Below are 24,920 nucleotides of genomic sequence, written 5' to 3' on the forward strand. Positions count from 1 at the left end.
GTCAGGAGACGGCAGCCAGTGCATCCGGCAGGGTGAAACGGCCCGCGTAAAGGGCCTTTCCGACGATCGCGCCCTCGATGCCGGCCCCGGTCAGTTCCGCGATGGCACGCAGGTCATCCAGGCTCGACACCCCGCCCGAGGCGATCACGGGTGCGTTCGCCACACCCGCGACCTGCGCCAGCAGCTCAAGGTTCGGACCGGTCAAAGTGCCATCCTTCGTCACGTCGGTGACGACGTAGCGCGAACACCCCTGACCGCGCAGACGTTCCAGTACCTCCCAGAGATCTCCGCCGTCGCTGACCCAGCCGCGGCCCCGTAGCCGGTGCTCACCGTCCACGATCTGGACGTCAAGCCCCACGGCCACACGCTCACCGTGGCGCGCGATCGCGGAGGCACACCACTGCGGATCCTCCAGCGCGGCGGTACCGAGATTCACTCGGGCGCAGCCGGTCGCCAGGGCCGCCGTCAAAGACTCGTCATCGCGGATGCCACCGGAAAGCTCTACTTTCACATCGAGCTCGCCTACCACCTGTGCCAGCAGCTCACGATTGGAACCACGACCGAAGGCCGCATCCAGGTCCACCAGATGCACCCACTCGGCACCGTCGTTCTGCCACGCCAAAGCCGCATCGCGGGGTGAACCGTAGGTGGTTTCGCTGCCCGCCTTGCCCTGCACGAGGCGCACTGCCTGACCGTCGGCGACATCAACCGCCGGTAATAGAACGAGACTCAAGAGATTCCCTTCACCCAATTGCTCAACAACACGGCCCCCGCATCGCCACTCTTCTCCGGATGGAACTGAGTCGCAGCAAGTGCCCCATTCTCCACCGCCGCGACAAATGGCACGTGATGGGTCGCCCAGGTCACCAACGGCTTCACGATCGGTGAGTCGACGGGCGTTTCCAGCTCCCATTTCTGCACGGCGTATGAGTGCACGAAATAGAAACGCGTATCGGCGTCCAGGCCCGCGAACAGATCCGATTCGGCTGGCGCGTCGACGGTGTTCCAGCCCATGTGCGGGATCACCGGCGCATCCAGGCGACTGACCACTCCGGGCCACTGACCACAGCCCTCGGCGTCGACACCGAATTCGATGCCGTGGCTGAACAGGATCTGCATACCCACGCAGATACCCAGCACCGGGCGACCCCCGGACAGCCGCACGTCGATGATCCGCTCACCGTCGATACCGCGCAGTCCTTCCATACAGGCCGCGAAAGCACCTACTCCGGGCACGACAAGACCGTCGGCGTTGAGCGCCGCGTTGGCATCGGCGGTCACCGTGACATCGGCCCCGACCCGTTCCAGCGCGCGCTGAGCGGATCTCAGATTGCCCGAACCGTAGTCGAGGACAACGACTTTGGGTCCAGCACCGGTCACAGGCTGCCCTTAGTCGACGGCACACCGGTAACCCGGGGATCGGGCTCCACCGCGTGGCGCAGCGCTCGGGCGACAGCCTTGTACTGTGCCTCGGTGATGTGGTGCGGGTCGCGGCCGTACAGCGTGCGCACATGCAGCGCGATCCGTGCGTTGAGCGCCAACGACTCGAACACGTGCGCATTGATGACGGTGTGGTACGGAACCGAAGAGCCCGCGATCGTAGTGTGCAGCAGGTGATCCGGCTCGCCGGTGTGTACACAGTACGGTCGGCCGGACACGTCTACCGCGGCGTGGGCCAGGGTCTCGTCCATGGGGATGAAGGCATCCCCGAAGCGGCGAATTCCCTTCTTGTCGCCCAGTGCCTCGGCGAGCGCCTGGCCGAGAGTGATGGCCGTGTCCTCCACGGTGTGGTGCGCCTCGATCTCGGTATCACCCTTGGCCGTGATCGTCAGATCGAAACTTGCGTGTGTACCGAGGGCCGTGAGCATGTGGTCGAAGAACGGCACCCCGGTGTCTATGTGCACCTGGCCGGTGCCGTCCAGGTTCAGTTCCACCACGATGTCCGACTCGCGGGTGGCGCGCGCCACGCGTGCCACCCGATTCCACGCCGATGCCGTCATGAGGGCGCACCTTTCTCTAGGTCCGTCGCAGCCAGATTGTCGCTGACCTTCAAGAACACGTCATTCTCGCTCGCCAACCCGATGGTGACGCGCAGAAATCCCGGAATGCCGACATCCCGGATGAGAACACCCGCGTCGAGATAACGCTGCCAGCTCGCGGCCGAATCGGTGAATCGGCCGAACAGCACGAAGTTCGCGTCACTGGGAATGACCTCGAATCCGCTGGCCGATAACGCTTCCGATACCCGAATACGTTCGGCGACCAACGTCGCGACACTGCCGAGGGTCTCGGCGCCATGTTTCACCGCGGCACGCGCGGCCGCTTGGGTGAGCACGGAGAGGTGGTACGGCAGTCGCACCAACAGCAGCGCATCGATGACCGCCGGTGCCGCCGCGAGATACCCCAGCCGCCCACCGGCGAAGGCGAAGGCCTTGCTCATGGTGCGGCTCACGATCAGCTTCGTCGGATACTCGTCGATCAACGTGATTCCGCTCGGCGCCGAAGAGAACTCGCCGTACGCCTCGTCCAGGATCACCACGCCCGGAGCCTCGTCGAGAATCTGCCGCAAGTCCTGCAGCGGAACCGACTGCCCCGTCGGGTTGTTGGGGCTCGTCACGAAGACGACATCGGGCTGACGCGTTCGAATCGCCTCGACTGCAGCGCCGACGTCGAGCGAGAAGTCCTCCAAACGCTGAGCCTGCAACCATTCCGTCTGGGTTCCATCGGAGATGATCGGGTGCATCGAATACGACGGCGTGAAGCCCAACGCGCTGCGCCCGGGCCCGCCGAAGGCCTGCAGTGACTGCTGCAGTATCTCGTTGGAACCGTTTGCCGCCCAAACATTCTCGGCAGCGACTGGCACACCCGTGCGCTCGGTCAGGTATGCCGCCAGATCCGTGCGCAGGGCCACCGCATCCCGGTCTGGGTATCGATGCAATTCCGCGGCCACCTCGCGAACGGACACGGCGACGTCCTCGATCAAGCCGTCCGATGGTTCGTGCGGATTCTCGTTGGTGTTCAGCCGCACCGGCACGGTCAACTGCGGTGCGCCGTAGGGATTCTTGCCACGCAGGCTGTCCCGCAGCGGCAAGTCTTCCAGCCGGGCCGCGCCTCCGATCAGATCGCTCATGATCGCTCGAACCTGCGCCGAACGGCCTCACCGTGCGCAGGCAGATTCTCTGCGTTGGCAAGCGTGATCACGTGCCCGGAAACCTCTTTGAGAGCAGCCTCGGTGTAATCCACGATGTGGATGCCGCGCAGGAAGGTCTGCACGGACAGCCCACTGGAGTGCCGTGCACACCCGGCGGTGGGCAGTACGTGATTGGATCCGGCGCAGTAGTCGCCGAGGCTTACCGGCGACCACGGACCCAGGAAGATCGCGCCGGCACTGCGCACGCGTGCGGCCACGGGCACAGGATCGGCAGTTTGAATTTCCAGGTGCTCGGCCGCATAGGCATTCACAACCTTGATTCCGGCGCTGAGATCGTCGATGAGAACGATTCCCGACTGAGGGCCGGTCAACGCCGCGGTGACACGTTCGGCATGCACCGTCGTCTCCAGCTGTGCGGCGGTCTCTTTCACCACCGCATCGGCCAGTTTTTCACTCGTGGTGACGAGCACGCTTGCCGCCAACACATCGTGTTCGGCCTGGCTGATCAGATCCGCGGCCACATGCACCGGATCTGCCGTCTCGTCGGCGAGGATGGCAATCTCGGTGGGGCCTGCCTCGGCATCGATCCCCACCAGCGACCTGCACAACCGCTTGGCCGCGGTCACGTAGATATTGCCGGGCCCGGTAATCATGTCGACCGGAGCGAGCTCGCCGCCATCGGTGTCGACGCCACCATGGGCCAGTAGCGCGACACCCTGCGCACCGCCGACCGCCCAGATCTCCTCGACTCCAAGCAACTGCGCCGCCGCGAGAATCGTCGGGTGGGGCAGCCCACCGAATTGCGCCTGCGGCGGTGACGCGATGACGAGGGAACCGACTCCGGCCGTCTGCGCCGGCACGACGTTCATCACGACGCTCGACGGGTACACGGCGTTGCCGCCGGGAACGTACAAGCCCACGCGTTCGACGGGCACCCACCGCTCGGTGACGGTGGCGCCGTCGGCGACGGTGGTCACCGTGTCCTGGCGGCGCTGATCGGCGTGCACCGCCCGCGCGCGCAGGATGGCCACCTCGAGTGCGTCGCGCACCGCGGGGTCCAGTTCGGCGAAGGCGCGCTCCCGCTCAGCCGCCGGCACGCGAATGGTCTCGGGGCGAACGCCATCGAACTCGGCGCAGTACTGAAGTGCCGCCTCGGCGCCGCGGTCTCGGACCGCTTCGACGACCGGCCGCACCGTCGGGAGCACGGCGTCGACATCGGTTCCGCCTCGCGGGAGCGCAGAGCGCAGATGGGACGGGGACAGGCTTGCACCACGCATGTCGATACGGCGAAGCAGCGTTGCGCCGCCTGCACCAAGAGCATCTGCTGGGGTGGGTCCGTCGGTCACATCCGCCATTCTCCCAGAGCTGCTCAACACCATTTACCACGCAGTCACCGGTTGTGTGTGACGCACGTCTAACTAGACTCGTCCACGAAACACCGCACCGACCCACAACGATCGGATCATCGATGTCAGCAAACCATCAGCCCGGCGTGCCCATGCTTCTGCCTGACTGGCTTGAGCGAGCTCAGATCAAGTTCATAAACCCGCTCATGGCGCCTATCGCACGCTTTCTGCCTTCATTCGCCACCGTTACGCACTTCGGCCGCACCTCGGGCGCCAAGTACGAAACCACCGTGAATGCATTCCGCAAAGGCAATGTCCTCTCCATCGGACTGATTCACGGCAAGACCAACTGGACCAAGAACGTGATCGCCGCCGGCGGTGCCGACATCACGCTCTTCCGGGGCAAGCAGATTCATGTGATCAACCCGCGCATCGTGGAGCAGGGCCAAGGAGATCCGGGACTGACCCGGGCGACCCGCCAGGTGAACAAGCGCGCGGGAGTGTTCGTCGCCGATATCGCCCAGTAGATATTCATCAGCTGTTGAATTTCTGGTGGGCCCTGCCCATACTGAGGCGTGCCTGATTTCGAACAGCTGGTCCGTGACCGGTCCTCGATCCGTGATTTCTTATCGACACCGGTCCCCCGCGATGTTCTGATGGCCGCCCTGGAGACGGCACAGCACGCGCCATCGAACTCGAACATCCAGCCGTGGCGCGTGGTCATCGCCGAAGGCGCAATACGCGAGCGCCTGAGCGAGTCGTTGGTGGCCTGCGTACACACCAACGGCCTGGATCGCATGGAGCTGCCCGACGAGTACAACGGCCGCCGGTTCGCGGTCGGCGTCCAGGTCTACGGGGCACTCGGCGTCCAGCGTGACGATGCCGAGGCACGTTTCGAGGCCGGACTGCGGAACTTCAGGTTCTTCGGGGCACCCACCGCCGCCATCGTCGGCGTGGACTCACGCCTGGGCCCGGCCGATATCGCCGGAGTCGGCATGTACTTGCAGACGCTTGCCCTGGCCCTTAAGTCGCGCGGGATCAGTTCGTGCATGCAGGTCGCTCCCGCCATGTTTCCCGAAGCGATTCGGCCGGTGCTCAATCTGCCCGAGAGCCTGAATCTGATCTGCGCGGTGTCCATTGGCTATGCGAATCCCGCCGCACCGGTGAATTCTGTACGCGCCCCGCGCGACCCGGTCAGCGCCAATGTCACGTTCCTGGAATGAGGAACTCCTGTTCGGGACGGCCGGTGGTGCCGTACCGCAACCGCATCTGCAACTCTGAACTTCCCACCAGTGAGGCCAGGTAGCGCTGCGCGGTCGCACGTGAGATCCCCACCGCCAGAGCAACTTCCGCAGAAGACATGGGCACGCGCGCGTCCCGAATCGCGTGTAGGACGATCTGTTTGGTGGGCGACGCCGCGGCAGCACGCGGCACACCGACACTGGGTCGCAGGGACTCCAACGCAGCGTCCACCTCGGCCGCGCTCAGCTCGTCACTGTGCAGGATCTTGCGGTAACGGGCGTACGCGGTCAGCCTCGCCACCAGCGAGGCATTGGCGAACGGCTTCACCAAATAACTCACGGCACCGGCGATCAGCGCCTGCCGGATCGTGGCGCCGTCGACCGCTGCCGATAGGACCATGGCATCGCAGCGCAACTCGCGCACGAAGTCGATCCCGGAACCGTCCGGCAGGTACACGTCGACCAGCGCGAGATCGAGAATGTTCGACCGCATCGCGTCGTGAGCGGCGCCGATGCTGTTCACCGTCGCCACGACCGTGAATCCCGGTACCGCATCGACTATCCCGGCGTGCAAATTGGCCACGCGGAAGTCATCGTCGACGATCAGCACCTTTATGTCGGTTTCGTTCATTCCGGGTCCTTCCCGTCGGTCGGGGTCATCACCGATGGCATCCGCGCGCTGAATTCCGCACCCGCGAGCCCTGGCCCTGCCCCCGCTGCCACCGCCAGCCACACGTCGCCGCCCAGTCCGCGAGCGATCTGACGCGACAACGCCAGGCCCACTCCGCGGCCGCCCGGCACTGCGGCGTGCTCTTTAGTCGAGATCCCTTCTGCGAAAAGATCATCCGCCACCGATTCGGCAACGCCGTTACCGCTGTCGGCGACACTGATGTGCAGCGTAGAACCATCCTGAACCACACCGACCTCGACCCGACGTTGCGAGTCGGCACCGGTACGTGCCGCATCGATCGCATTGTCGATCAAATTGCCCAGCACAGTCGTGACATCGACGGGATGTACGAGAGTGCCCGATACCCAGGTGTTGTCACCCAATGTCAGCGTGACGCCCGCCTCACGGGCGTTCGCGGTCTTCGCCGCGACAAAGGCCTGAAGGTAGGGATCGCCCAACGTCTCGATATCCGGAAGCGCTGCTCCCAGCGGGCCGGTACCGAGCAACTCGTCCAGGAAGCGGGCGGCCTCCTGCGTCCGGTTTCCATGCACCAGCCCGCTCAACAGGTGCAAGCGGTTCGCGAACTCATGTCGCTGCGCCCGCAGTACGGTGCTCATCGACTGCACCGCATCCAGCTGCCGAGTCAAGGATTCGACATCCGTTCGGTCGCGCACGGTGAGCACCGCGCCCAGCTCACGGCCGGCTCGGGTCACCCTCCGCGCAGTCACCACAACAACCCGGTCTTCCACCGTCGCCAGAACCGGCGCCGCCGACATCTCCCGAAGTGTCGCGAGAATCCTTGGGGTCAAACCGATATCACTGACATGGCGCCCCGTCACATCATCAAGCCCCAGCAGACGTCTCGCTTCATCGTTGACAACTGTCGTTCGCCCGTCGACGTCTACGGCGAGAACACCCTCGCCGATACCGTGTAAAACCGCCGCTTGTTCTCTCACCAGCTCGGCCAGCTCGGCGGGCTCCAGGCCCAGAGTGAGACTTCGCCACCGGCGAGCCAACAACACCGAGCCGCCGATTCCGAACAGAAATGCAACACCGACGATCCATCCCGCGATCCTCAGATCCGAGAACAATCTGTCGCGCACGGCGGTGGTCGACACTCCGACACTGACCTCCCCCACCACGGTCGATGAACCAGGCTGCCGTATTGGCACTTTGGCCCGCACGGAGCCTCCCAACGTCCCGGTTTCCTCGACGACGACATCTCGTCCGGCAAGAGCCCCGGACGGGTCGGTGCTGACGGGATGACCCAGTCGCTCCTGTGTGGGGTGCGCCAGTCGGATTCCATGCTCATCGGTGATCACCACGAACAGCGCGTCACTGCGTTCCAGCACCGCGGCGGCGATGTGTTGCAGCGGCCCATCGGAGAGCTCGTCGGTGAGGTTCGGTCCCGGAGTGAGCGTGCCCTGCGCGTACTCGGTAACCCGGGCCCGCACCTCCGGCATGGCCGCCACTGTTCCCGCGATCGCCAACGCCCGCTGGCCGTACTCGGAGGACAGCCGCCGATCACCCACCGCGGCGAGTACTGCGAACGCCAACCCCAACGCCAGAAAAATGACAGCGACCTGTAGGAGAAGCACCTGCGTGCGCAATCGCAGCGCAGTGCGCTTCCCGGAACCCATGTGCCTGAGCGTAGGCAGGCCGTGCGCAGAATGCGCAAAACTGACGAAATCCGCGATTTGCGCGGGTAGTGCGCACAAGCAGAAATCTGTGACGCCCACCACTTATGTTCAGTCACCGTCGGCTAGCGAAGGAGAAGGCAATGACGCTTCCACTCATCGAACTTCAGGGTGCAACCAAACGGTTCCCCTCCAATCGAGGCGACGGTATCCACACCGCGGTCCGAGATCTGAACATCGACATCGGCGCCGGGGAGTTTGTCGCAGTCGTCGGACCCACAGGATGCGGCAAGTCGACCACCTTGTCCCTCGTGTCCGGACTTGAACCGCCATCGGCCGGCCGTGTGCTGGTGCGCGGCGAGGACGTGTCCGATATCCCCGCAGGAGTGGGCTACATGTTCCAGCAGGACGCGGTCCTGCCGTGGAAGAACGTCATCGACAATGTCGCCCTGGGTCCGATCTATCGCGGCGCGAGCAAGGACGCGGCACGCACGAAGGCAGCGACGTGGGTTCGGACTGTCGGCCTGGCCGGGTTCGAGAGGTACTATCCGCATCAGCTCTCCGGCGGGATGCGCAAGCGTGTGGCGCTGGCCCAGACCCTCGTCAACGAACCCGAGATTCTGCTGATGGATGAGCCATTCAGCGCCCTTGATGTGCAGACCCGCCAGCTCATGCAGGACGAACTGCTGCGGGTGTGGTCAGGCACCGGAGCGGCGGTCATCTTCGTCACCCACGACCTCGAAGAGGCGATCGCGCTGGCCGACCGAGTGGTGGTGATGACCGCAAGCCCCGCCACCGTGTGTGGCGACTTTCCCGTCACCCTCCCGCGTCCCCGCGATGTCGAAGAGGTCAGACTCACCGACGAATTCCGGACCATCTACCGCGAAATCTGGGAAACACTGCGCGATCAGGTCGAGGCCGCTCGCGCGAAGGGAGAGTCTCGTGTCGCATAGTCTGCTCATTCATCCGGTGTCCGAAAGCGAGGAGGACATCCTCCAGCGCGCCCGCCACACCAAGCGCCGCAGCCAGATTCGTGTCTGGGGGTTGCGGACCCTGTTGGTGGTGGTGTGGCTGGCCTCGTGGGAGCTGGCTGCCTCGGTCTGGCTGGACCCCTTCTTCTACTCGAAACCCTCACTGATCTGGGATCGATTGGTTGAGTGGTTCACCGTCGGCACCCAGTTCGGCTCGATATGGCTGCAGATCTTCACCACCGTGCAAGAGGCCGTCCTGGGGTTTGCGATCGGCACTGTCGCGGGTGTGACACTGGGCGTGCTGCTGGGCCGTAGCCGCTCTTGGTCGGAGGTATTGGCGCCGTTCATCAAGGCGCTCAACGCCGTTCCGCGCATCGTATTGGCATCGCTGTTCATCATCTGGTTCGGCCTCGGGCTGAGCTCCAAGGTGGCCACCGTGGTGGTTCTGGTGTTCTTCGCGGTGTTCTTCAACGCATTCACCGGTGCCCGTGAGGTCGACGGAAATGTGATCAACAATGCCCGGATCCTCGGTGCCGGCCCCAGTCGCATCCTTACCTCGATCGTGCTCCCCAGCGCGACAAGCTGGATTCTGTCGAGCCTGCACACCGCATTCGGATTCGCCCTGATCGGGGCCGTCGTCGGTGAATACGCTGGAGCCAGCAAGGGATTGGGCCTGTTGATCAGCAATGCCCAGGGCACCTTCGACTCCGCGGGCATCTACGCGGGCATGATCATCATCACGGTCGTCGCCCTGCTCGCCGAATGGGTTATCGGTATCGCCGAATCCCGGCTGCTGAAATGGCGCCCCACGCAATCCAGTTCGGGCCATGGGGTGTAGTAATGAGAAAACTTGTACTCGCCTTCGTTCTCGTCATCGCTGTACTCCTGGCCGCGGGATGCCGCGACTCTCGGCACATCCCGATGGCCAACGGCAGACCGCAGGTCACGATAATGGTGGGCGGCCTCGAGAAGATCATCTATCTACCGGCGATGCTCACCCAACAGCTCGGCCACTTCACGAACAACGACATCGACGTGACACTGCTCAGCGAGCAGTCCGGCGCCACCGCAGAGACCGCGCTGCTCACCGGCGACGTGCAGGCGGTTGTCGGGTTCTACGACCACACCATTGACCTGCAGGCCAAGGAGCAATGCATCACCTCGGTGGTTCAGATGGCAGACGTTCCAGGGGAGGTGGAGCTGGTGTCCGCCAGGGACACCGCGACCGTCTCATCCCCCGCCGACTTCCGTGGCAAGAACCTCGGAGTCACATCGTTGGGGTCATCCACAGACTTCCTGACACAGGCCCTGGCAGGTCAGGCCGGACTGAACACCGCCGACTACAACCGGGTCAAAGTCGGTGCGGGCCAAACATTCATCGCCGGAATGAACCATGACGGCATCGATGCCGGCATGACCACGGATCCGACGGTCGCGCAGATGGTGAACGCGGGCCAGGCCAAGGTCCTCGTCGACATGCGTACCGAAGCCGGAACACGCCGGGCTCTCGGCGGCTTGTATCCGTCGACCTCGCTCTACATGCGGTGCGACACGGTGAAGGCGCATCCCGACATCGTGCAGAAGCTCGTCACGGCGTTCGTCCAGACCCTGCGGTGGATCAAACAGCACTCCCCAGCACAGATCGCGGACCAGATGCCACCCCAATACGCGGGCGGAAACAAAGACCTCTACCTGCAGTCGATCGCCGACTCCATCGGAATGTTCAACGGCGACGGGTTGATGAAACCCGAAGGCGCCCAGAATGCCTTGCGCATCCTCGGGATGTACTCCAAGAATGTGGCGCCCGTGAAGCAACGTATCGACATCACCGCCACCTACACGACCGAGTTCGCGCGGGCCGCACTGCGGGATTGACGCTACATATCCAAACCGATGTCGAGGACTCGGGCGGAGTGCGTCAGCGCACCCACCGCAAGGTAGTCGACACCCGTCTTGGCGTACGCGGCAGCGGTTTCCAGCGAAAGCCCACCGGAGGACTCCAGTTTGAGCTGCGGAGCACGTGCATCACGACGCTGCGCGGCCACCTGCGTCTGCCAGACGGGAAAGTTGTCGAGAAGGACAAGCTCTGCCCCCTCGGCGATGACCTCGTCCAGCTGTTCGAGCGAGTCCACCTCCACCTCGCACTCGATGTTCGGGGCGGCCTCACGGACCGCCCGCAACGCGGCCACCACCGATCCGGCGGCCACCACGTGATTGTCCTTGATGAGCGCGGCGTCACCCAGACCGAGGCGGTGGTTCACACCACCCCCGGCACGCACCGCATACTTCTGCAGGAGTCGCAGTCCCGGAAGGGTTTTGCGGGTATCGCGAATCTGCGCGCCTGTTCCGTCGACAGCATCCACCCAGGCAGCGGTGGTGGTCGCGATTCCGGAGAGGTGACACACCAGGTTCAGCATGGTGCGCTCGGCAGTGAGCAGATCGCGTGTGGGGGCGGTGACGGTGAGCAGTGGCGTTCCGGTGCCCACGCGCGCGCCGTCGGAGAGACGATTCTCTACACGATAATTCCCCACGCCCACAACCTCGTCGAGAACGATGAGGGCGACGTCAACGCCGGCAATGACTCCGCCCGATCGTGTCACCATCGAGGCGGTGCACTCCGCGTCGGCGGGCACTGTTGCCTGGCTCGTGATGTCGGGTCCATAGCGGAGGTCTTCTTCAAGAGCACGCGTTACTAGCGAACGCGCCTCGGCGAGTTCGGTTTCCGTGAATGTTTCGGTCAACATGGCACCCCTGACGGTAGCGCAACTTCGCATCCGTCAGCATCGCGGCGCACCGGGAGGCTCACGGCAAACTCTGGATCGGTGTCCGGCCAATCCGAGCGGCCGTGGCAGCCCCTGGATTCGGCGCGTGCAGCAGCCGCCTTCACCACAGCGGCGGCGGTCAAGGTGAGCGCAGCATCTTCCACGTCATGTGGAGTCATGCTGCTCGAATCGGACTGCGTTGGGACACATGATCGCAACTCCTCATCAAGTAGCTTGAGCCCGTTCGCGTCACGCAGCACGGACCCCCAGCGAGTCATCGCCGCCTGAAGTCGTCGACGTTCGAGGCGAGACTGCACACGATCACGATCCGTGACGATGGGCGACCGACCGACCACGCCGGCAGCCGCCTCCCCCGCACGCCTGCCCACCACGAGGCCTTCCAACAAACTGTTGGAAGCCAGCCTGTTTGCCCCATGCATGCCGGTACGAGCAACCTCGCCGGCGGCGAACAATCCGGCAATCTCAGTCTGGCCGTACGGATCGGTGACAACGCCGCCGCAGCTGTAATGCGCACCCGGAACGACCGGGATGAGCTGGGCCGCCGGATCAATGCCCGCCGCGACGCACGCAGCGGTGATGGTCGGGAATCGGCTCGCGAAGTTGCCGATCACGCGTGCGTCGAGGTAGACGCACTGATCTCCAGTCTCGCGCAGCCGCCGGGCGATCGCTCCGGCCACTACATCACGCGGTGCCAGATCACCCATCGGATGCACCCCGGCGGTCACCGAATCTCCCTGTTTATCAACAAGAACGGCACCTTCGCCGCGGACCGCCTCACTGATGAGAGGACGGCAGCCGGTGGCCCCGGGACTATGCAGCATGGTCGGGTGAAACTGGATGAACTCGATATCGGCTACCGGAGCACCCGCGCGTAAGGCCAGTGCGATCCCGTCGCCGGTGGAGCCCGCCGGATTGGTGGTCGCCGAGTACAGGTGTCCGAGACCGCCGGTGGCAAGAATCACGGCCCCGGTGTGAATGACGCCCACACCGTCATCGTTCTTCACGAGCACACCGCCCACACCGTCGGGCCCCATGAGAATGTCATGCACCACGTGGCTGCGCCGGATGTCCAATGTCGCCGCGGCGTGATCGAGTGCCCGCTGTACCTCCGCGCCGGTCGCATCGCCGCCCGCGTGAATGATCCGACGGGTCCCGTGTCCACCCTCACGCGTCAACGCCCATTGTCCAGAACGTGTTTCGTCGAATCGGGCACCGTCAGCCACCAGATCGCGCACCGCGCGGTAACCGTCGGACACGATGGAGCGCACCGCGTCCACGTCACACAGCCCGGCCCCTGCGGTCAGCGTGTCCTGGACGTGCGCCTGGACCGAATCGTCCGTATCGGGAAGCACCACCGCGATACCGCCTTGAGCGAAATGCGTCGCAGTCGCTCCAACCTTGCTGAGCACCACGACCTTTCGGCCGAGGCGGTGTGCTGCGAGCGCCGCCGCCAATCCAGCTACACCCGCACCGACGACAACCACATCGGCATCGGCAGCCCAGGTGGTCCCCGCCGGCAGCGTCATTCTCCGCCGCCGGGCTGTCCGATCTCGATCATCCGCTGCACACTGCGCCGAGCCAGCCGCGCGGTGTCCAGGTCCACATGCACCTCATCGCGGCCCTCGACAAGGCAGCGCAGCATGGCCGCGGGGGTGATCATCTTCATGTACGTGCACGAGGCACGGTCGTTGACTGCCAGGAAGTTCACGTCTGGAGCCGCCTTGCGCAGCTGATGGAGCATGCCTACTTCCGTGGCCACCAATACCTCTCTCGCCCGCGTTTCACGGGCCGCGTCCAGCATGCCGCCGGTGGAGAGGATCTTCACCCGGTCGTCGGGGACGGCACCCTCGCCCGCCAGGTAGAGCGCCGATGTCGCGCATCCGCATTCGGGATGGACGAACAGCTCGGCGTCCGGGTGTGAACGCGCCTGTCCGGCGAGTTCTTCGCCGTTGATTCCGGCGTGCACGTGGCACTCGCCCGCCCAGATCTGCATGTTCTGACGACCTGTCACGCGCTTGACGTGAGCGCCGAGGAACTGGTCGGGGCAGAACAAGACCTCACGGTCCGGGTCGATCGACGCGACGACGTCGACAGCGTTCGAGGAGGTGCAGCAGATGTCGGTGAGCGCCTTCACGGCCGCGGTGGTGTTGACGTAAGAGACCACCACGGCGTCGGGAAACTCGGCCTTCCAGTCGCGCAGTTCCTCTGCGGTGATGGAATCGGCCAGCGAGCAGCCTGCGCGTTGATCCGGGATGAGCACCGTCTTGTCCGGACTGAGAATCTTGGCAGTCTCGGCCATGAAGTGAACACCGCAGAAGACGATGGTGTCCTCGGGCGCCTCCGCGGCGATACGGGAGAGCGCCAGAGAATCTCCGACATGGTCCGCGACGTCCTGGATGGCGGGAAGCTGGTAGTTGTGCGCAAGCAATGTGGCGCCACGCTGCTTGGCCAGCCGACGTACTTGCTCGGCCCAACGGGCATCGCCCTCCACCCCGGTGTACCCACCTGGGCCGTCGATCACGCCGTCAAGTACGACGTCAGCTGCCGTCATGGCCGCCTCCTCGCGCCCTTGGTTCTCGATCAGCCTTCGGGCTGCGTTTGGTCGACCGAGGTTTTCGACTTATGATCGAAAACATGGTCCATACTAGCACCGAGCACGAGGTGTTAGCCGTGGTGTTCCAAGTACGTCACTTCGAAGACAGCACAACCAGCGCGAATGGCCCCACATCCACTCCTGAACTCGCCGTGTTGCTGTGGCAGCGCGCGCTCGAACCGCACCGCGGCGCGTGGGCGCTCCCCGGCGGCCAGGTCCGCGCCGACGAGGACCTCCCCTCCTCCATCCGCCGGCAGCTCGCCGAAAAGGTGGATGTGCGTGAGTTGGCACACCTCGAACAGCTGGCCGTGTTTTCTGCACCGGGGCGTGTTCCCGGTCCGCGGACCATCGCCTCAACCTTCCTCGGACTCGTCCCCTTCCCCGCCACCCCCGAGCTTCCCGCCGATACCCAGTGGCACCGGGTGAGCACGTTGCCCGCGATGGCCTTCGACCATCAGGTGATGGTCGCGCACGCGCATACCCGCCTGATAGCCAAGATGTCCTACACCAACATCGGATTTGCCTTAGCACCACAGCAATTCACACTCTCCACGCTCCGTGACATCTACTGTGCGTCGCTGGGATATCCCGTCGACGCGACCAACCTCCAGCGCGTGTTGGTGCGGCGCGGCGTGCTCACCCCAACCGGGACCACCGTGCGATCGGGTCGCAGTGGCGGCCGGCCCGCTGCGCTCTACCGATTCACCGACGACCGGTACCGAGTCACCGACGAGTTTGCTGCGCTACGCCCTCCCGGCTGACGGGACTAGCCTCTTAGAGTCTTCTTAGGGTATGAATGCCGGGGACCTTGAAGGGAGCTCAGGCATGGCACCCCACTACCTGGCGATATCCGGTGACGTCAAGTGGATCGGCGAACCGCCTCATCAGGAGCTCGAGCGCGGCGCGCGCCCGCTGCTGCCCACCGAGGATCCGTTCTACCTCCCGCCCCGCGGATTCGAACACGCCGTGCCCGGCACCGTGCTGCGCACCCGCGATGTCGAGATCGGGTTCCTGGGCGTGATCCCGCAGCGATTCACCGCGACGCAGCTGCTCTACCGCAGTAATGACCTCAATCGTCGCCCCGATGCGGCGGTGACCACCGTTCTCACGCCCGCCGGTACCGATCCGGCGGCATCCATTCCGATCGTTTCGTACCAATGCGCCATTGACGCCGTCACCGATCGCTGCTTCCCCTCCTATGCCTTGCGACGTGGTGCGCACGCGCTCGGCTCCTTCACGCAGCTCGAACTACTTCTGATCGCGGCACTGCTCGCCCACGGCTGGGCCGTCTCCATACCCGATCACGAGGGTGTCGATGGGATCTGGGGTGCGCCGGAGGACCCCGGGTATCGGACGCTCGACGGAATTCGGGCGGCGCTCGACTGTGAGCGCCTCGGACTGTCCCGACGCGCGCCCATCGGACTGTGGGGGTACTCCGGCGGAGGGCTTGCCACCGCCTGGGCGGCAGAGGTCAGTGCCGAGTACGCACCCGAGCTCGATATCGCGGGTGCGGTGCTCGGTTCTCCCGTGGGCGACCTGGGGCATACCTTCCGTCGCCTCAATGGCGGGCTGTTCGCCGCGCTGCCCGGCCTCGTCGTCGCCGCCCTCGCACACGTGTACCCCGGCCTTGAGCGGGTGATCGAGGAGCATGCGACGCCCAGCGGCAAGGAGTTCCTCGGGCGGCTCGAAGACATGCCAACCTTGCGGGCCATCGTGGCCATGGCCTTCAAAGACATGGACGATCTGGTGGACCAGCCGCTAGATCAGCTCCTCGAGACCCCTGAGGTGCAACACGTCTTCGAGAGCATCAAGCTCGGAAAGACCGTCCCCACCCCTCCACTCCTCATCGTCCAGGCCGTGCACGACCAGATCATCTCGACGTCGTGTATCGACGAGCTCGCCGATACCTATCGCGGCGGCGGTGCCCATGTCGCCTACCACCGCGACTTGCTCAACGAGCACCTGCTGCTGCACCCGATGTCCGCACCCATGTCGATGGCATGGCTGCGTGCACGGTTCGACGGTGAAGATCTGGGAACGGAGCCGCGCCGAACAAGCTGGCCGCTGGCGTTGAAGCCCTCCACCTACTTGGGCCTGCTCAAGCTCGGCTGGGTGAGCGCCAAGGTACTGGGCGGACGTCCTCTGTAGAGAAGGCTCAGCTGTTCAGCGCGGCAAGGGCGGCCTCTACCGCAGTCTTCTTGACTTGCGTACGTGTTCGGCCCGCGTACTCGATGGTGCAGTCGGACAATCCGCCGAGGGCGACTGTCGCCCGGATCATCTGTACCGGTGAGGGTTTGGCGCCCGCCAGAAGTCTGATCAGGTTACGCCGCCATTCGATCATCCACTCGCCCAATTCGATCTGTCCCAATGTGGCCAGGTCACGCACGATGATGCCCATCACCACGCGATGAGCCCACAGCACGTCGAAGTAGTCCTCCAATAGTTGGCGAGCGTCCCGTGATCCGCCGGTGGCCAAAAACGCCTCCAAGTCGTCCACCATCGGCTGCACGATGCTCCGTACCAGGTCGTCCCGCGACGAAAAGTGATAGTAGAGAGCGGGCTTGGTGATATCCAGCCGGTCCGCTATGTCTCGCAGGCTGGTGTTGCGCAACCCTTGCTCCGCGAAGAGATCTCGCGCGACCGCTTGGATGCGTTCCCTGGTATTGATCGTGACGGGAGCTTCGGGAGCCATCTTCCGATAATAGTCCCTGACTTTCCGGTCGGTAAGCAGTATGCTGGGTTTACTTACCGAGCGTTAAGTAAGGAAGCGGAGATGCGAGTTCTCATTTCTGGCGCGAGCGTCGCAGGCCCCACGCTGGCTTACTGGCTGGCGCACTATGGATTTGACGTCACAGTGGTCGAGCGCTCACCGGCTCCACGCAAATCCGGGGGGCACGCCGTCGACTTGTTCAAACCCGCGATGGACATCGTGGAGAAGATGGGTGCTCTTGAGAGGATCGAGGCCCGTAAGGTCGGCACCGACCTCCTATCCATCCATCGCGAGGGCAAGCCCGACCTGGTGGACCTCCCCGAGGCGCTCATCTTCTCGGCCGTGTCGCAGCGCCATGTCGAGATCATGCGCGACGATCTCAGCGAGATCCTGTATGAAACCAGCTCCTCCACCGCCGAGTACATCTTCGGCGACTCGATCACCACGCTCACCGATGACGACACCGGTGTTCACGTCACCTTCGAGCAGGGCCCCGAACGGCGATTCGAACTCGTCATCGGCGCGGACGGATTGCACTCGAATGTGCGCAACCTGGTGTTCGGTCCCGAGTCCGGCTATTCGCATTGGCTGGGCGAGTATCTTGCGGTCGCCTCGATACCCAACTACCTAGATCTCCACGACCGCGCCCTGATGTTCCCGCGGGTCAACCGGATGGCGGGCATCTACAGCGCCGCGCCGCTCCCAGATGCGCGCGCGTTCTTCCTATTCCGCCCACGAGCACCACTTCAGTACCACCACCGGGATGTACCACGGCAGAAGCAGCTATTGCGCGAGGCGTTCGCGGACTTCGGCTGGGAGGTGCCACGGATGCTGGCACAGGTCGACGTAACCGACGCGTTCTACATGGACTCCATCACCCAGCTGCGCATGGATACCTGGTCAAAGGGCCGGATCACGCTCGTCGGTGACGCCGGATACTGTCCGGGCCCTGCAGTGGGAGGAAGCACCAGCCTGGCGGTGGTCGGGGCATATGTGCTCGCCGGGGAAATCGCGGCCGCAGCAGGCGATCACACCCGCGCCTACCCCGCCTGCGAAGCGGCGCTGGGCGAGTACGTACGCCGCAGCCGTCAACTGGCCCTGACCGCGTCGGGCACCTTGGTTCCCAAGAGCCGTGTCGGGCTGTGGACTCTCATTCACGGCGCACGAATCCTTGGTCATTTGCCGACGCCATTGGCACGCGTCGCCTCCCGGCTTGTCGCGGCACGCGCGCTGAACATCCACGATACCTTCGCCATCCGCGACTACCAGGGAATGGTCCGCCCGTAGCACATCGAATACGATCTGGATCGGGAAGCGCCAGAACATCATTGGGCATAGCGGCCGTCGTGTTGCTAGCCGACGCCACCTCGTTGCGGTGGCCCATTCACACGTGAGCACCGGCCGATGGATCGATTTCTTCACCACACTGCGCTGGCACAACGTACATGTGATCGCGGCCGCGCTCGTCCAGAATCTTTCACTGATCGGATACCTGATCACCCAGTTGGCGGCGGGCCCCCGCCAACGATTCGCTCAGTTGCGCCGCTACTACCCCACCGCCGAACCCGGCGATTGGGAATTTGTCCCGGCAGGTCAACGGGCACAACTCATCACACCCGATCGCCGGCGCGTGGGCGTACTCCAGCAAGGCACCGAACTGGTGGTCAGCGCGGATCACACCATCTCCGGACTACTTGGCGCCTCTCCCGGTGCGTCCACAGCCGTCCCGATCATGCTCGACGCCCTCCAGCGCTGCTTCCCCGAGCGATGGCACACGTCGTGGCACACGACGATGTTGGGCGCGATCCCGGCTGCCGCAGAACCCGTCTGGGATGCGGCGGCCGTCACCGACTCCACGCGGGCAACCGCACGCGCGCTGGGCCTCGACGAAACTAGGCCGTCGAGTTGACTCCGTCGACCGGCGGGACGGTCGACGGCACCCGGTACAGCGGGCCAGTCACCGGTGGCCAGGCATCGAGATCGTCACGCACACACGCCACCACACAGAACATGTACGTGACCGCCGCCAAACACGGAGCGAGCGCCAGCGTGACGGCGATCTGAGCAGGCGTGTGACCGTAGAAGACAGCCGGAGCCTCAACGACGTACTTGATCCGATGACCCTCGTCGAGCTGAGCACCCGCGATATCCAGTACGCCATAACGCCACCGGACCAATGCGGCCCCGACACCGGCCGCGAGCGCCGAGCCTGCCAGTGCCCCCAGGGCGATCGCGCCCACCATCATCGGGCCCCGGTGCGCCCGCCACTGCCAGGCCGCGGCGGATACGACCACCGCAACCACCGCCGACATCCCCGTCAGCAGCGTGGTCGCGATAAAGAAATTGTCGGCCTGATTACCCAGGTGAACAAACACGCGGCCGTTGTCACGAGTATCGGCGATGGCGCCGTGCGCACCCGGTGCGATGGTGCTCCATAGCGCCCCTACCAACACTCCTGCGGCGCTAAGAACGCCGAACACCACCGCGGCCGCCTTCACGTGTGAAAAACGTGGCGCGACAGCCTGATCCACGACCGGCGAGGCGACAGTCGCAGGCACTGCGGGTTCTTCGCCAGCGCTCATCGGTACCTGCGGCTCTTCGCCAGCGCTCATCGGTACCTGCGGCTCTTCGCTAGCGCTCATCGCTGCTCAAGCTGCTTGGAGTCCGCCTCACCATGCCGCGAACACTTCGCGTGCCAACCATCCGGGCGCACCTGCACGATCATCCGCCGCCCGCACGCCGCGCAAAAACGCGGGGGCTCCAAGCCCAACTGTGCCGCCGTCGGCATGACCAGACCAGTCAACCCGTCCATTGATTCGCCGGTGTACACGTTGTACTTACCGGCGGCCACCGGTTCTGTGCCCATCACGTACAGGCTATTGGTCACAGGCTGCTGTTGAGTGCCTTGATCGGCATCTGCAGATCGACGAGCAGTTCCAGGTCTGCCTCGGCCGGACGGCCCAGTGTCGTCAGATAGTTGCCGACGATGACGGCATTGATGCCGCCCAGGATGCCCTGCTTGGCACCCAGGTCACCCAGGGTGATCTCGCGACCGCCTGCGAAGCGCAGCATGGTGCGCGGCAGTGCGAGGCGGAACGCGGCAACGGCGCGCAGCGCGTCAGCGGCCGGGAGTACCTCGAGATCGCCGAAAGGCGTTCCGGGGCGCGGGTTCAGGAAGTTCAACGGAACCTCATCGGGTTCCAGTTCGGCAAGATTGGCGGCGAATTCGGCGCGCTGCTCGAGCGTCTCACCCATACCGAGGATGCCGCCGCAGCAGACCTCCATGCCCGCCTCGCGAACCATCCGAAGGGTGTCCCAGCGCTCCTCCCAGCTGTGCGTGGTGACCACGTTCGGGAAGTGCGATTTGGCTGTTTCGAGATTGTGGTTGTAGCGGTGCACGCCCATCGCCGAGAGGCGATCCACCTGCTCCTGGGTCAGCATGCCCAGCGAGCACGCGATCTGGATGTCGACCTCGTTGCGAATGGCCTCGATACCGGCTGCGACCTGCGCCAGCAAGCGCTCGTCCGGGCCACGAACCGCGGCCACGATGCAGAACTCGGTGGCGCCGGACTTCGCGGTCTGCTTAGCGGCCTCGACCAGGCTCGGGATATCGAGCCACGCACTGCGTACCGGAGAAGCGAACAAACCGGACTGCGAGCAGAAATGGCAGTCCTCGGGGCAGCCACCGGTCTTGAGGCTGATGATGCCCTCGACCTCTACCTCGGGGCCGCACCACTGCATCCGGACCTCATGCGCGAGGGCGAGCAGCTCCTCAAGGCGATCATCGGGGAGCTGGAGCACGCGCAGTACCTGATCCTGGGTCAGGCCCACCCCCTGCTCGAGCACCTGCTCACGGGCGGTAGCCAGTATGTCGCGATCCGTATCGCCCGCGGTCGTTGCTTCGGCTGCCTGAGTCACGCAGCGCTCCTCACTAGGTCCAAACCTGATACTCAATCCTGAACGGTGTTCAGGTTAGAGTATGGCCATCACCGAGCCAAACAAGGGGCGCGCCGCCCCGCTGAACCGATACGACCTGGTACGCCGGGCCACCGCGATTCTCGACGACTACGGGATCGCTGACCTCACGATGCGCCGGCTGGCTCGTGAACTCGATATCGCGCCGAGCGCGCTGTACTGGCACTTCGCGAACAAGCAGCAGCTGCTCGGCGCGGTCGCCGATCACGTGCTGGCGCCCTTGGCCGAATCCGATTGTCGCGATGTGTCCTGGCAGCAGCGCGTCGAATTCCTGTGTGCCGCCCTGCGTGACGCTCTGTTATCCCACAAGGACGGAGCGGAGTTGGTGTCGGCGAGCTTCGCCTCCGGCCAGACCTCCCACATGATCACGGTGGTGAACCGCTTGGCCGAGGCCGCCGTCACCTCTGGATTGGGCGCGGTGCCCGCCGCCCTGGCCGCCCGCAGCATCGTCTACTACGTCTTGGGTTATGTCGCCGACGAGCAGTCTCGGCTGCAGTGGGATTCGGCCGGTGCGCTACAAGACGGCCAGTCGTTCCTCGCCGACGGTGCAGGGCTGACGGACCCCACCGCGCAGTTCGGTTTTGGGGTGCGTCTTCTTGTGGATGGCATCGGCCAGTTGGCCCGCCAGTCCAGCTCGATCAGTTAGAGGCGACCAGCTCCCGGACCCACTGGGGGTCGAAGAGCGCAACGCTCATCTCGGCGAAGACCGCGGGCATCAGCCGTCCGGCGCCCTCCGGAATCACCGCGCGCACCGGCGTCTTGAACTGGTTCGCCAGATCCTCACGGTTGAGCCGCTGCGGCAGGTCTGGCTCTGCCGGGAAACTCCCCATCACCAGGCCGGCACAGGGCACTGACTGCGCCTCCAGTGCTTCCAGCGTGAGCGCGGTGTGGTTGAGCGTGCCCAGGTCAGCGGTGGTCACCACCAGCACCGGTGCGTCCAGAACAATCGCCAGATCGCGCAGGGTCTTCCCCCCGGCGGCCAACTCCACGAGCAGGCCACCCGCGCCTTCAACCAGCGTCAACGCTCCGGGGCGGTCGAGAGCGAATATTGCCGTGGCCATCTGCACGTGGTCCAGCAGGCGAAGGCCCGCCCGCGAGGCCGCCGCCACCGGGGCCAGCGGTTCCGGATAACGCGCCAAGGTCTCGACTCGCGTCACCCCGGACAGTCGGGCAACCTCGTCGGCGTCACGGTCCTCGCCGGTCTGCACCGGTTTACACACCGTCACCTCAATGCCTTGGCTCACCGCGGCCGCGGCCAGAGCCGCCGTGGCCACCGTCTTGCCCACCCCGGTCGATGTTCCGGTGACCAGGAGAACTGTCATCGGCGGGCCAGCGCCAATACGCCAGCGAGCACCTCACGCACCCGATTCATATCGGCATCGGTCAGAGAAGCGCGTGCTGTCAGACGCAGCAGCGACTGACCTTCGGGGACCGACGGCGGGCGGAAGCAGCCCACCCGGACGCCCTGCTCCAGGCATGCCCTGGCGGCGTTGAACGCGACCGTGGGGTCTCCCAACACCACCGGCACCACCGCAGATTCGGGCCTATCCGCCAAGCCGCACCACTGACCAAGCGTGGCCGCATGCTCGAGGACGGCGTGTACCCGTTCCGGTTCGACAGCCATCAGGCGCAGTGCCGCCAGCGCTGACCCAACCGCCGCCGGAGCCAGACCGGTGTCGAAGATGAACGGTCGCGCAGCATCGATCAGATGTGCGCGGACAGCCTCGGAGCCCAACACGGCCCCACCCTGGCTACCGAGGGCCTTGGAAAGCGTGACGGTGACGACGAGATCCTCACGACCGGCAAGATCGACTTCGGAGACCAGCCCGCGACCACCGGCTCCGCGTACGCCCAACCCGTGTGCCTCGTCCACCAACAGCACCGCGCCGTGACTACGGCAGACCCCGTACAGGTCGGTCAGCGGTGCGAGCGCGCCATCGGCACTGAAGACCGCATCGGTAAGGACAAGTGCGCGTTCCTCGGGACGTTGCGCCAGGGCCGCAGCCACTGCCTGCGTATCGCGATAGGGGGTCACCACAACGCGCGCCCTCGACAGGCGGCAGGCATCGATCAGCGAGGCGTGGGTGCGTGCATCGGAGACAACAAGCGTTCCCGGACCGGAAAGTGCAACCACCGCACCGAGATTGGCGGTGTAGCCCGAGGAGAAGACCAATGCCGACTGGGTGCCCATGAAGTCGGCGAGCTCGCGCTCAAGCTCTTCATGCAGCTCGGTGTTGCCGGTGACAAGGCGCGAACCGGTGGAGCCCGCACCCCACATCCGCAGGGCTTCGACGCCGGCCTCGATCACCTTCGGGTGTCGTGCCAGGCCCAGGTAGTCGTTGGACGCCAGGTCGATCTCGGGTTCTGCAGCACTGCGGGTACGTAGACGCCGACGCAGTCCGGCGGTTTCCCGTTGACGCTCTACCTCACCCAGCCAGGCAAGCGGTGATGATGCCTCGACCACCGACGCCTCCTCTCCTGAACGGTGTTCAGGTTAGCGCACGCGTGGAAGCTCCCGTCACGGCGTTCGGCCCGGCGATGCGGCCCCCACCGCGGTCGCCGCACGCACCATCGCATCGGTAATCCGGTGTATCTCGTCCTCGCTGCAGATGTACGGCGGCATCGTGTAGATCAAGGTCCGGAACGGCCGCAGCCACACCCCGGCGTCGAGCGCCGCATCGGTGGCGGCCCGCATGGCGTGCTCACCCAAGGGCAGTTGCATGTCAATCACCCCGATCGCACCGCACACCCGCACATCGGCAACCCCATCGAGATCAGCGGCGGGCGCCAGTCCGCTGCGCAGGCCCTCGGATATCGCCGCGACCCGCGATTTCCACTCCCCTGATTGCAGTAGTTCTATCGAGGCGACCGCCACCGCGCAGGCCAACGGGTTGGCCATGAAGGTCGGGCCGTGCATGAGCGCGCCCGCCGCACCGTCGCTGATGGTGCGTGCGATCTTCGCGGTACACAGCGTGGCGGCCAGGGTCACATAGCCACCGGTCATCGCCTTGCCCACACACATGATGTCGGGGCTGATCCCGGCATGGTCGGCCGCAAACAGTTCACCGGTGCGCCCGAACCCTGTCGCGATCTCGTCGAAGATCAGCAGCACACCGTGCCGGTCGCACATGGCGCGCAGCTCTGTCAGATAACGCGGATCGTGGAACCGCATTCCGCCGGCACCCTGAACCACCGGCTCGACGATGACGGCCGCCAGTTCGGCGGCATGCTCGGTCAGCTCCGCTTCAAAACGCCGCGTGTACTCGTCGTCGTACGCGTTGGGAACCTTCTCGGCGAAGACCTGCTCGACCAGCACATCAGTCCACAGCGAGTGCATGCCGCCTTCCGGATCGCACACGCTCATCGGGGCGAAGGTGTCGCCGTGGTAACCCCCGCGCCAGGTCATCAGGCGATGCTTGGCGGGCAGCCCCAGACTGCGCCAGTACTGCAGCGCCATCTTGATCGCCACTTCCACCGATACCGATCCGGAGTCGCAGAAGAACACCGTTTCCAGGCCAGGCGGAGTCAGCTCCACCAGCAGTTGGGCGAGGCGCGCGGCGGGTTCGTGGGTGAGCCCACCGAACATGACGTGACTCATCGAGGCCACCTGTTCGGTCACCGCACGGTCCAGCGCGGGATGGCCGTGGCCGTGAATGCACGACCACCATGAGCTCATCGCGTCGAGCACCTCGACCGGTCGGCCCTCACGCACCACAGTGATATGTGGTCCGCTCGCGCTGGTGACCACCAGCGGCCGCTGGGTCGTATCGGGATCACCGATCCTGCTGTACGGATGCCACACATGCGCGGCATCGATGGCTCCGACTTCATCGGGTGTCAACC

At 64.9% G+C, this 24,920-nt stretch carries 26 protein-coding genes and 1 pseudogene; 10 read left to right on the top strand and 17 right to left on the bottom strand.

Annotation, left to right across the window (positions count from 1 at the left end):
- Nucleotide 1: 1 nt before the first annotated feature.
- The 5 genes from priA to hisD are packed head-to-tail and all read right to left on the bottom strand — an operon-like array spanning nucleotide 2 to nucleotide 4,428.
- Nucleotides 2-733: a bifunctional 1-(5-phosphoribosyl)-5-((5-phosphoribosylamino)methylideneamino)imidazole-4-carboxamide isomerase/phosphoribosylanthranilate isomerase PriA gene (gene priA / locus MSTE_RS12735; RefSeq protein WP_030093383.1), complete on the bottom strand. Its 732-nt coding sequence runs from the start codon at nucleotides 731-733 to the stop codon at nucleotides 2-4.
- On the bottom strand, nucleotides 730-1,380 hold the full coding sequence (gene hisH / locus MSTE_RS12740) for an imidazole glycerol phosphate synthase subunit HisH (RefSeq protein ID WP_096501679.1): 651 nt from the start codon (nucleotides 1,378-1,380) through the stop codon (nucleotides 730-732). Before hisH ends, priA begins: the two co-directional genes overlap by 4 nt.
- Nucleotides 1,377-2,000 carry an imidazoleglycerol-phosphate dehydratase HisB gene (gene hisB, locus MSTE_RS12745; RefSeq protein ID WP_096501681.1) on the bottom strand — a complete coding sequence of 208 codons (624 nt, stop codon included), beginning with the start codon at nucleotides 1,998-2,000 and terminating at the stop codon, nucleotides 1,377-1,379. Before hisB ends, hisH begins: the two co-directional genes overlap by 4 nt.
- Nucleotides 1,997-3,130 carry a histidinol-phosphate transaminase gene (locus MSTE_RS12750; protein ID WP_096501683.1) on the bottom strand — a complete coding sequence of 378 codons (1,134 nt, stop codon included), beginning with the start codon at nucleotides 3,128-3,130 and terminating at the stop codon, nucleotides 1,997-1,999. The genes hisB and MSTE_RS12750 overlap by 4 nt, the downstream gene beginning before the upstream one ends.
- Complete coding sequence (gene hisD, locus MSTE_RS12755; protein WP_096505817.1) at nucleotides 3,127-4,428, bottom strand: histidinol dehydrogenase; 1,302 nt, start codon at nucleotides 4,426-4,428, stop codon at nucleotides 3,127-3,129. The genes MSTE_RS12750 and hisD overlap by 4 nt, the downstream gene beginning before the upstream one ends.
- Before the next feature lie 221 nt (nucleotides 4,429-4,649).
- Here hisD and MSTE_RS12760 point away from each other — a divergent pair, with 221 nt between their 5' ends.
- Nucleotides 4,650-5,024 (top strand): nitroreductase family deazaflavin-dependent oxidoreductase, encoded by a 375-nt coding sequence (locus MSTE_RS12760; protein WP_030093388.1) that lies wholly within the window; start codon nucleotides 4,650-4,652, stop codon nucleotides 5,022-5,024.
- Nucleotides 5,025-5,072: 48 nt separating this feature from the next.
- Nucleotides 5,073-5,720 (top strand): nitroreductase, encoded by a 648-nt coding sequence (locus MSTE_RS12765; protein ID WP_096501685.1) that lies wholly within the window; start codon nucleotides 5,073-5,075, stop codon nucleotides 5,718-5,720.
- Here MSTE_RS12765 and MSTE_RS12770 read toward each other — a convergent pair.
- Both MSTE_RS12770 and MSTE_RS12775 read right to left on the bottom strand, forming a co-directional pair.
- A complete protein-coding gene (locus tag MSTE_RS12770) occupies nucleotides 5,704-6,369 on the bottom strand; it encodes a response regulator (RefSeq protein ID WP_096501687.1) in 666 nt (221 codons plus the stop codon). The genes MSTE_RS12765 and MSTE_RS12770 overlap by 17 nt on opposite strands.
- Complete coding sequence (locus tag MSTE_RS12775; protein WP_193442021.1) at nucleotides 6,366-8,048, bottom strand: sensor histidine kinase; 1,683 nt, start codon at nucleotides 8,046-8,048, stop codon at nucleotides 6,366-6,368. The genes MSTE_RS12770 and MSTE_RS12775 overlap by 4 nt, the downstream gene beginning before the upstream one ends.
- 140 nt (nucleotides 8,049-8,188) lie before the next feature.
- On the opposite strand from MSTE_RS12775, the gene MSTE_RS12780 reads away from it, so the two are divergent.
- The 3 genes from MSTE_RS12780 to MSTE_RS12790 are packed head-to-tail and all read left to right on the top strand — an operon-like array spanning nucleotide 8,189 to nucleotide 10,891.
- The gene (locus MSTE_RS12780) at nucleotides 8,189-8,998 is read left to right on the top strand and encodes an ABC transporter ATP-binding protein (RefSeq protein ID WP_096505821.1); all 810 of its coding nucleotides are present in this window, start codon (nucleotides 8,189-8,191) and stop codon (nucleotides 8,996-8,998) included.
- On the top strand, nucleotides 8,988-9,854 hold the full coding sequence (locus MSTE_RS12785; RefSeq protein WP_231896873.1) for an ABC transporter permease: 867 nt from the start codon (nucleotides 8,988-8,990) through the stop codon (nucleotides 9,852-9,854). Before MSTE_RS12780 ends, MSTE_RS12785 begins: the two co-directional genes overlap by 11 nt.
- A gap of 2 nt (nucleotides 9,855-9,856) precedes the next feature.
- Entirely contained in the window at nucleotides 9,857-10,891 is a 1,035-nt protein-coding gene (locus MSTE_RS12790; protein ID WP_096501691.1) for an ABC transporter substrate-binding protein, read from the top strand.
- Between the two features lie 2 nt (nucleotides 10,892-10,893).
- Here the strand turns inward: MSTE_RS12790 and nadC are convergent, their stop codons facing one another.
- The 3 genes from nadC to nadA are packed head-to-tail and all read right to left on the bottom strand — an operon-like array spanning nucleotide 10,894 to nucleotide 14,350.
- Nucleotides 10,894-11,760, bottom strand: coding sequence for a carboxylating nicotinate-nucleotide diphosphorylase (gene nadC, locus MSTE_RS12795; protein WP_162291416.1), 867 nt, complete (start codon nucleotides 11,758-11,760; stop codon nucleotides 10,894-10,896).
- Entirely contained in the window at nucleotides 11,754-13,325 is a 1,572-nt protein-coding gene (locus tag MSTE_RS12800; RefSeq protein WP_096501695.1) for an L-aspartate oxidase, read from the bottom strand. The genes nadC and MSTE_RS12800 overlap by 7 nt, the downstream gene beginning before the upstream one ends.
- Nucleotides 13,322-14,350: a quinolinate synthase NadA gene (nadA, locus tag MSTE_RS12805; RefSeq protein ID WP_096501697.1), complete on the bottom strand. Its 1,029-nt coding sequence runs from the start codon at nucleotides 14,348-14,350 to the stop codon at nucleotides 13,322-13,324. The genes MSTE_RS12800 and nadA overlap by 4 nt, the downstream gene beginning before the upstream one ends.
- An 83-nt stretch (nucleotides 14,351-14,433) precedes the next feature.
- Between nadA and MSTE_RS12810 the strand changes: the two genes are divergently transcribed.
- Nucleotides 14,434-15,153, top strand: coding sequence for an NUDIX hydrolase (locus MSTE_RS12810; RefSeq protein ID WP_096505823.1), 720 nt, complete (start codon nucleotides 14,434-14,436; stop codon nucleotides 15,151-15,153).
- Between the two features lie 64 nt (nucleotides 15,154-15,217).
- Nucleotides 15,218-16,540: a lipase family protein gene (locus MSTE_RS12815; RefSeq protein ID WP_162291417.1), complete on the top strand. Its 1,323-nt coding sequence runs from the start codon at nucleotides 15,218-15,220 to the stop codon at nucleotides 16,538-16,540.
- A gap of 7 nt (nucleotides 16,541-16,547) precedes the next feature.
- Here MSTE_RS12815 and MSTE_RS12820 read toward each other — a convergent pair whose 3' ends face one another.
- Entirely contained in the window at nucleotides 16,548-17,084 is a 537-nt protein-coding gene (locus tag MSTE_RS12820) for a TetR/AcrR family transcriptional regulator (RefSeq protein WP_096501701.1), read from the bottom strand.
- A gap of 81 nt (nucleotides 17,085-17,165) precedes the next feature.
- Between MSTE_RS12820 and MSTE_RS12825 the strand changes: the two genes are divergently transcribed.
- Nucleotides 17,166-18,389, top strand: coding sequence for an FAD-dependent monooxygenase (locus MSTE_RS12825; protein ID WP_096501703.1), 1,224 nt, complete (start codon nucleotides 17,166-17,168; stop codon nucleotides 18,387-18,389).
- Between the two features lie 112 nt (nucleotides 18,390-18,501).
- A pseudogene (locus tag MSTE_RS12830) lies at nucleotides 18,502-19,011 on the top strand (malate:quinone oxidoreductase); the annotation flags it as partial.
- Here MSTE_RS12830 and MSTE_RS12835 read toward each other — a convergent pair.
- The 3 genes from MSTE_RS12835 to bioB are packed head-to-tail and all read right to left on the bottom strand — an operon-like array spanning nucleotide 18,995 to nucleotide 21,020.
- Nucleotides 18,995-19,744: a DUF2567 domain-containing protein gene (locus MSTE_RS12835; RefSeq protein ID WP_096501707.1), complete on the bottom strand. Its 750-nt coding sequence runs from the start codon at nucleotides 19,742-19,744 to the stop codon at nucleotides 18,995-18,997. The pseudogene MSTE_RS12830 and the gene MSTE_RS12835 overlap by 17 nt on opposite strands.
- Nucleotides 19,741-19,989, bottom strand: a complete 249-nt coding sequence (gene bsaP, locus MSTE_RS12840; protein WP_030093406.1) for a biotin synthase auxiliary protein BsaP — start codon at nucleotides 19,987-19,989, stop codon at nucleotides 19,741-19,743. Before bsaP ends, MSTE_RS12835 begins: the two co-directional genes overlap by 4 nt.
- The gene (gene bioB, locus MSTE_RS12845; RefSeq protein WP_046253801.1) at nucleotides 19,986-21,020 is read right to left on the bottom strand and encodes a biotin synthase BioB; all 1,035 of its coding nucleotides are present in this window, start codon (nucleotides 21,018-21,020) and stop codon (nucleotides 19,986-19,988) included. The genes bsaP and bioB overlap by 4 nt, the downstream gene beginning before the upstream one ends.
- Before the next feature lie 61 nt (nucleotides 21,021-21,081).
- On the opposite strand from bioB, the gene MSTE_RS12850 reads away from it, so the two are divergent.
- Complete coding sequence (locus MSTE_RS12850) at nucleotides 21,082-21,723, top strand: TetR/AcrR family transcriptional regulator C-terminal domain-containing protein (protein WP_096501709.1); 642 nt, start codon at nucleotides 21,082-21,084, stop codon at nucleotides 21,721-21,723.
- Here MSTE_RS12850 and bioD read toward each other — a convergent pair.
- Genes bioD through MSTE_RS12865 form a run of 3 tightly spaced genes read right to left on the bottom strand, consistent with a single transcriptional unit; the run spans nucleotide 21,716 to nucleotide 24,918 of the window.
- Complete coding sequence (bioD, locus tag MSTE_RS12855) at nucleotides 21,716-22,399, bottom strand: dethiobiotin synthase (RefSeq protein WP_096501711.1); 684 nt, start codon at nucleotides 22,397-22,399, stop codon at nucleotides 21,716-21,718. The two genes, MSTE_RS12850 and bioD, sit on opposite strands and share 8 nt — an antisense overlap.
- Entirely contained in the window at nucleotides 22,396-23,541 is a 1,146-nt protein-coding gene (locus MSTE_RS12860; protein ID WP_096501713.1) for an 8-amino-7-oxononanoate synthase, read from the bottom strand. Before MSTE_RS12860 ends, bioD begins: the two co-directional genes overlap by 4 nt.
- Nucleotides 23,542-23,595: 54 nt before the next feature.
- Nucleotides 23,596-24,918, bottom strand: a complete 1,323-nt coding sequence (locus tag MSTE_RS12865; RefSeq protein WP_162291638.1) for an adenosylmethionine--8-amino-7-oxononanoate transaminase — start codon at nucleotides 24,916-24,918, stop codon at nucleotides 23,596-23,598.
- Nucleotides 24,919-24,920: the final 2 nt, after the last annotated feature.

The sequence above is a fragment of the [Mycobacterium] stephanolepidis genome, assembly GCF_002356335.1.
Lineage (GTDB): Bacteria > Actinomycetota > Actinomycetes > Mycobacteriales > Mycobacteriaceae > Mycobacterium > Mycobacterium stephanolepidis.